The sequence below is a fragment of the Streptomyces sp. NPDC058877 genome, from assembly GCF_042742855.1.
GTDB lineage: Bacteria > Actinomycetota > Actinomycetes > Streptomycetales > Streptomycetaceae > Streptomyces.
Window position 1 is genome coordinate 1 of record NZ_JBHYMF010000305.1, and the last position, 5,703, is coordinate 5,703.

At 72.2% G+C, this 5,703-nt stretch carries 6 protein-coding genes; 2 read left to right on the top strand and 4 right to left on the bottom strand.

Features of this window, described 5'->3' with window-relative positions:
- Positions 1-25 precede the first annotated feature (25 nt).
- From ACFW2Y_RS34435 to ACFW2Y_RS34450, 4 genes are all read right to left on the bottom strand, one after another.
- Positions 26-1,114, bottom strand: coding sequence for a PDZ domain-containing protein (locus ACFW2Y_RS34435; RefSeq protein WP_384887280.1), 1,089 nt, complete (start codon positions 1,112-1,114; stop codon positions 26-28).
- Positions 1,115-1,180: 66 nt separating this feature from the next.
- Entirely contained in the window at positions 1,181-1,411 is a 231-nt protein-coding gene (locus ACFW2Y_RS34440) for a hypothetical protein (RefSeq protein ID WP_384887290.1), read from the bottom strand.
- A 312-nt stretch (positions 1,412-1,723) separates the two neighbouring features.
- A complete protein-coding gene (locus ACFW2Y_RS34445) occupies positions 1,724-2,185 on the bottom strand; it encodes a molybdenum cofactor biosynthesis protein MoaE (RefSeq protein WP_123455317.1) in 462 nt (153 codons plus the stop codon).
- A 217-nt stretch (positions 2,186-2,402) separates the two neighbouring features.
- Positions 2,403-3,512 carry an SDR family oxidoreductase gene (locus ACFW2Y_RS34450; protein ID WP_384887283.1) on the bottom strand — a complete coding sequence of 370 codons (1,110 nt, stop codon included), beginning with the start codon at positions 3,510-3,512 and terminating at the stop codon, positions 2,403-2,405.
- A gap of 215 nt (positions 3,513-3,727) precedes the next feature.
- On the opposite strand from ACFW2Y_RS34450, the gene ACFW2Y_RS34455 reads away from it, so the two are divergent.
- Together ACFW2Y_RS34455 and ACFW2Y_RS34460 are read left to right on the top strand one after the other, a co-directional pair.
- Positions 3,728-5,149 carry a zinc-dependent metalloprotease gene (locus tag ACFW2Y_RS34455; RefSeq protein WP_384887286.1) on the top strand — a complete coding sequence of 474 codons (1,422 nt, stop codon included), beginning with the start codon at positions 3,728-3,730 and terminating at the stop codon, positions 5,147-5,149.
- Positions 5,146-5,661: an NUDIX hydrolase gene (locus ACFW2Y_RS34460; RefSeq protein ID WP_384887288.1), complete on the top strand. Its 516-nt coding sequence runs from the start codon at positions 5,146-5,148 to the stop codon at positions 5,659-5,661. The genes ACFW2Y_RS34455 and ACFW2Y_RS34460 overlap by 4 nt, the downstream gene beginning before the upstream one ends.
- The last annotated feature ends 42 nt before the right edge of the window (positions 5,662-5,703 follow it).

The window sequence follows — 5,703 nt, forward strand, 5'->3', positions numbered from 1 at the left end:
TCCACTGGCCGCTCGATGCGCGCGCTCAGCCCTTCGCGCAGCTGGGGAGCGAGGCCGTGTCGCCCTTGCGTAGCTTCTCCAGCGACTTCGTGGCGTCGTCGATGGTGTCCACCTTGACCAGGGTGAGCCCGTCGGGAGTGTCGGCCGCCGCCGCCTCGCAGTTGTCCGCCGGAGTGAGGAAGTACTCGGCGCCCGCGTTCCGCGCGCCGACCAGCTTCATCTCGATGCCGCCGATCGGACCGACCTGCCCCTTGTCGTTGATGGTGCCGGTACCGGCGATGAAGCGACCGCCGGTGAGGCTGTCCGGGGTGAGCTTGTCGACGATGCCGAGGGCGAACATCAGACCGGCGCTGGGGCCGCCGACGTCGGCGAGCTTGATGTCGATCGTGAACGGAAAGACGTGATCGGTGCCGGCCTGGATGCCGACGACGGCCCGGTCGCCCTCCTGGGAGGTGGTGGTCGTGATGACGACCTTCCGGGTGACGGTGGCCTCCTCGTGAGCCTTCTCGGCGGCAGCCGCCTCCTTGGCCGGGACGATCGTGAACTCCACGTCCTGACCGGGCTTCCGCTTCGTCACCTGCTTGGCGACGTCACCCGGCTCCTTGACCGGCACGCCGTCGACGGCCCTGATGACGTCCCCGGCGTGCAGCTTGCCCTCGGCCGGAGAGCCCTTGACGACGGTGGCGACGACGACCCGGGAAACCACCGGGATGTCGAGCTCGCCGAGGGCCGCCACCTTGGCGCTCTCCTGGGACTGGCTGAACTCCTCGGCGTTCTCCTGGCTCGACTCCTCCTCGGTCTTGCCGTCCGGGTAGAGGGTGTCGTGCGGCACCACCACGGTGTCGTGGGTCAGCCACCCGTAGACGGCCTCGACGGCGTTCATCTTGTAGTCCGCACTGGTGACGCGGACCGTCGTCATGTTGAGGTGCCCGTCGGTCGGGAACGTCTCGTGACCCGAGATGTGGAGCACCGGCTCCCCCCTGGCCTCGCCGAGGGTGTTGACCGTGGGACCGGGACTCATCTTCGCGTACGGCACCGGGATCAGTACGCCCGCGATGAGCAGACAGATAAGGACCAGGGTGGAGGCGAGCATCGTCGCGGTGCGGCGTGGCATGGAACGACAGTACGGGACCCGCCTGTGGGTGCACCCCTGGGGCAGTCCGTACGAGGGCGGCCCGACTCAGCCGGACGGCGAGGTGGTGACGGCGGGGGTCGTGGCGGCCGGTTCGCGCTCGACGTGAGCGGAATCGACGGTCGTGGCGTGGGAACGCTCCATGGCGTCCCGGAAACGGGCGTAGCCGGCGAGTTCGGCCACGTCGCCTATGGTCTTGTTCCTCGAAGCCCAGCTTCCCCATATCGCCGCGCCGACGACTGCGAAAAGCGGAATCAGCAACCAGGCCAGCGCTGCCATCCCGACCTCCCATCCCCAGTGAGTTGATCAGCAGACCGTACATCTGTGACCTCAACGCTCCCGCTCGGGGTCCGGTTACGCAAATCGGGCGTTCGGCTACGCCCCGTCGGCGCGTCGCCTTGCCACACCGCGGACGGTTCCGCACTCGGCGACGGATCGGCGCGGCCCCGGAGGCGGTGCACCGCGGCGCAGCGGGGCGCCCTCGCACCGGCACGATCGGGTGGCCCGACCGGGCGCGTGCGGGACGGCCCGACCGGTGCCGAGATGCCGCGGCCGTCGTCGTGCGCCCCGCCGGTGCGTGCGGGACGGCCCTCAGCAGGCGCCCACCCACTCCTCGGTGCCGTCCGAGAACTTCTGGTGCTTCCAGATGGGGACCTCGTGCTTGAGGTCGTCGATGAGCTTCCGGCAGGCTTCGAAGGCCTCGCCCCGGTGCGGGCAGGAGACGGCGACGACGACCGCGAGGTCACCGACGCGCAGGTCACCGACCCGGTGAACGGCGGCCAGGGCGCGGACGGGGTAGTTCGCGACGACCTTCTCGGCGACCCTGCGCAGCTCCGCCTCGGCGGTCGGGTGGCAGGAGTAGCCCAGTGCGTCGACGTCCGCGCCGCCGTCGTGGTTGCGCACGGTGCCCACGAAGAGGGTGGTGCCGCCGGCGGCGTCGTCACCGACGGCCCGGAAGACCTCGTCGACCGAGAGCGGGGTGTCACGGATCGCGAGCAGCTTGATCGGGTCGTCCGCGGCCTGCTCGCCGGGGTGGTCGTGCGTCTGCGCCATGGGCCTATCGTGCCGCACGGCGCCGACATCCGGTAAGGGGCCTTTCGCCCGGTGGACGGGTCCCGCGCTAGGAGGGTCCTACAAGCCCGCCCGCGGCAGCACGCCGCCGACTGCGGGGCGGGGAGGCGGCACCATCCGCACGGCCCACCCGGGATGCCTCCCACGGGCCACGCCCGCCCGGCCTCCGGGCCCGACGGAGCTCCTTCGGGAAGGCGTCCTAAAGGCCGCGCCGCTTGCGCATCTGGCGCACCAGGGCAGCCGTGCCGAGCAGCGCGACCGTCGCACCGGCCGCACCGGCCGCGGTCGCGTCCTTGCGGCCCAGGCGACGACCGGCGACGGTGTGGCGGCCCTCGACCTCCTCCAGGAGCGCGGCGAGCACCTCCTCGTTCGTCCACTTCGGGCGCCAGCCGGCGTCGTGCAGCCGCCCGACGCTCACCACCCAGGGGTGCATGGTGTAGGCGAGGTCGCCCGCCGGGGACGGGGTGAGCCCGATCCGGTGGAGGCGGGCTGCGGTGCCGAGGGCGACCGCGGACGGCAGCTCCATGCGCCGGATCCCGGAGAGCTCCTCCACCTCCTCCTGCTCCAGCCAGCCCTCGCAGCCGACCGCGAACTCCCCGTCGACCTTCTCGAGGGCCGCGTACTCCAGGGCACTGACCAGGTCCTCGACGTGGCAGAACTGCCACGTGGGCCGGGAGCCGGCGACGACGAGCAGCCGGGGTGACTCGAAGTAGCGGGTCAGCGCCGTGTCGGTGCCGCCCACCAGGACGGCGGGGCGGACGATCGTGACGTTGAGACCGGGGTGGGCGCGGGGGGCTCGGCGCCCGAGCCGTTCGATCTCCAGCATGTCGCCGACGCCGGTGGCCTCCGCCGTCGCCCTGAGTTCGGCGTCCTCGGAGAGCGGGATGTCGTTGTCGGGGAGGGCCCCGTAGACCATCGCGGAGGTGCAGAGCACCACCCGGTGCACCCCGGCCGCCGCGGCAGCGGTCAGCACGGTCTGGGTGCCGCGCACGTTGTAGGCCGTCCGGGCGGCGGCGTCGGTCTCCAGGTCGAGGTCGACGGCGAGGTGCACGACGACGTCCGCGCCGCGCAGCTTCTCGGCGATGGCCGGGTCGCGCACGTCGAGGACGTGCCACTGCGCCTCGGGAACCTCGCCCCGGCGCTCGTCGATGGCGATCACGCGCCGGACCTCGTCGGAGCCGGCGAGGCGCCTGATCAGCAGGTCGCCGATGCCGGAAGCGGCTCCGGTGACCGCGACGACGGGGCCTCGCGCGGCGGACCGGGTTGAGTGGTTTCGCGCTCCGCGAACCTGTGGATCTGGGGAACTCACCGGGCGTCTCCAGCGGTTGTCTTCAGTACGGACGCGCATGACGCGTACGGACCAGGTGTCGTCCATCCTGCCGCAGGGCACGGCTCGGCGGAGCACCGAGCCCATTTCCGGCCCGGATGTCTACGCTGGTGGTGTGCAGGGCCCGTCTGGACGGGGCCCTGGTCGGGCAGTCGCCGTCGGCAGGAGGCCGGCGGCCCTACGAGCCGAGGAAACCCGTGAGTGACACCCCATTCGGATTCGGCCTTCCGCCGGAGGAGCCGGAGAACGGCGACGAGGGCAAGAAGAAGGACCCCGCTGGAGGTGGCCAGGGGTCCGGTGGCAACCCGTTCGGTGCGAACCCGTTCGGCTTCGGCGCACTGCCGGGCATGGGCGGTCCCGGCGGGGCGGACAATCCTTTCGCCGCGATGTTCGGCTCCCTGAACCCCAACGACCTCGGGGCGGCCTTCCAGCAGCTCGGACAGATGTTGAGTTACGAGGGCGGTCCCGTCAACTGGGACATGGCCAAGCAGATCGCCCGCCAGGTGGTGGCCCAGGGCACCCCCGACGGCACCAAGGACACGAGCGTGGGACCGGCCGAGAAGTCCGCGGTCGAGGAGGCCCTGCGGCTGGCCGACCTGTGGCTGGACCAGGTCACCTCGCTGCCCGCGGGCGCGGGCACGGCCGTGGCGTGGAGCCGCGCGGAGTGGGTCGAAGCGACGCTGCCGGCGTGGCAGCAGCTCGTCGACCCGGTCGCCGAGCGGGTCGGCTCGGCGATGGGCGACGTCCTGCCGGAGGAGATGCAGGCCATGGCGGGCCCGCTGATCGGCATGATGCGCTCCATGGGCGGTGCCATGTTCGGTCAGCAGATCGGGCAGGCCGTGGGCGCGCTGGCGGGCGAGGTCGTCGGTTCGACCGACGTCGGTCTGCCGCTGGGCCCGGCCGGGCGCGCCGCACTGCTGCCGCTGAACGTCGAGGCCTTCGGCAAGGACCTGGGCGTGCCCTCGGACGAGGTGCGGCTCTACCTGGCGCTGCGCGAGGCCGCGCACCAGCGCCTCTTCGCGCACGTGCCGTGGCTGCGGGCCCATCTCTTCGGCGCCGTCGAGGGATACGCACGCGGCATCAAGGTCGACACCTCCAAGCTGGAAGAGGCGGTGGGTCAGCTCGACCCCACGCACCCGGAGCAGCTGCAGGAGGCGCTCCAGCAGGGCATGTTCCAGCCGCAGGACACCCCGGAGCAGAAGGCGGCCCTGGCCCGTCTGGAGACGGCGCTCGCGCTGGTCGAGGGATGGGTGGACGCGGTGGTCCACGAGGCCGCCAAGTCTCGGCTGACGTCGGCGGACGCACTGCGCGAGACGCTGCGCCGGCGTCGGGCGACGGGAGGCCCGGCCGAGCAGACCTTCGCGACGCTCATCGGTCTGGAGCTGCGTCCACGTCGGCTGCGGGACGCGGCGCGCCTGTGGGCCTCGCTCACGGACGCGCGCGGGGTGGACGGCCGGGACGGCCTGTGGGAGCACCCGGACATGCTGCCGACGGCGACCGACCTGGACGACCCCGACGGTTTCGTGCACCGCGAGCACCTCGACTTCTCCGAGCTGGACAAGATGCTCGGTGAGGCGGCCAGGGGCGAGACCCCGGAGGACGGGGACACCGAGAAGTGAGCCTGCACGACGACGCGGTCCTCGTCCTCAAGGGGTACGAGGGCCAGCCCGAGCTGCGCGAGCTGTACCTGGAGCACCTGGCGGCGCGTCCGGACGGCATGTACAAGCCGTGCACGGGCGTCCACGTCACGGCGAGCGCCCTGGTGGTCGACCCGACGCGCGGCCGGGTGCTGCTGACCCTGCACCGGAAGCTGAACATGTGGCTGCAGATGGGCGGGCACTGCGAGGAGCACGACGCCACGCTGGCCGCGGCGGCGCTGCGTGAGGGCGTGGAGGAGTCCGGCATCGACCGGCTGGCGCTGTTGCCGGGCGGACCGGTCCGGTTGGACCGGCACGAGACGCCCTGTGCCTGGCACCTCGACGTGCAGTACGCGGCGGTGGCGCCGGCGGACGCGGTGGAGCGGATCAGCGAGGAGTCGCTGGACCTGCGCTGGTTCGCGTACGACGAGGTGGGTTCCGTGGCGGACGCCTCGGTGGTGCGGCTGGTGGAGGGCACGCTGGCCCGCCTGTGAGGCGGTGCGACGGTGGAGGGCGGTCGCCCCGGGGCTCCGGGG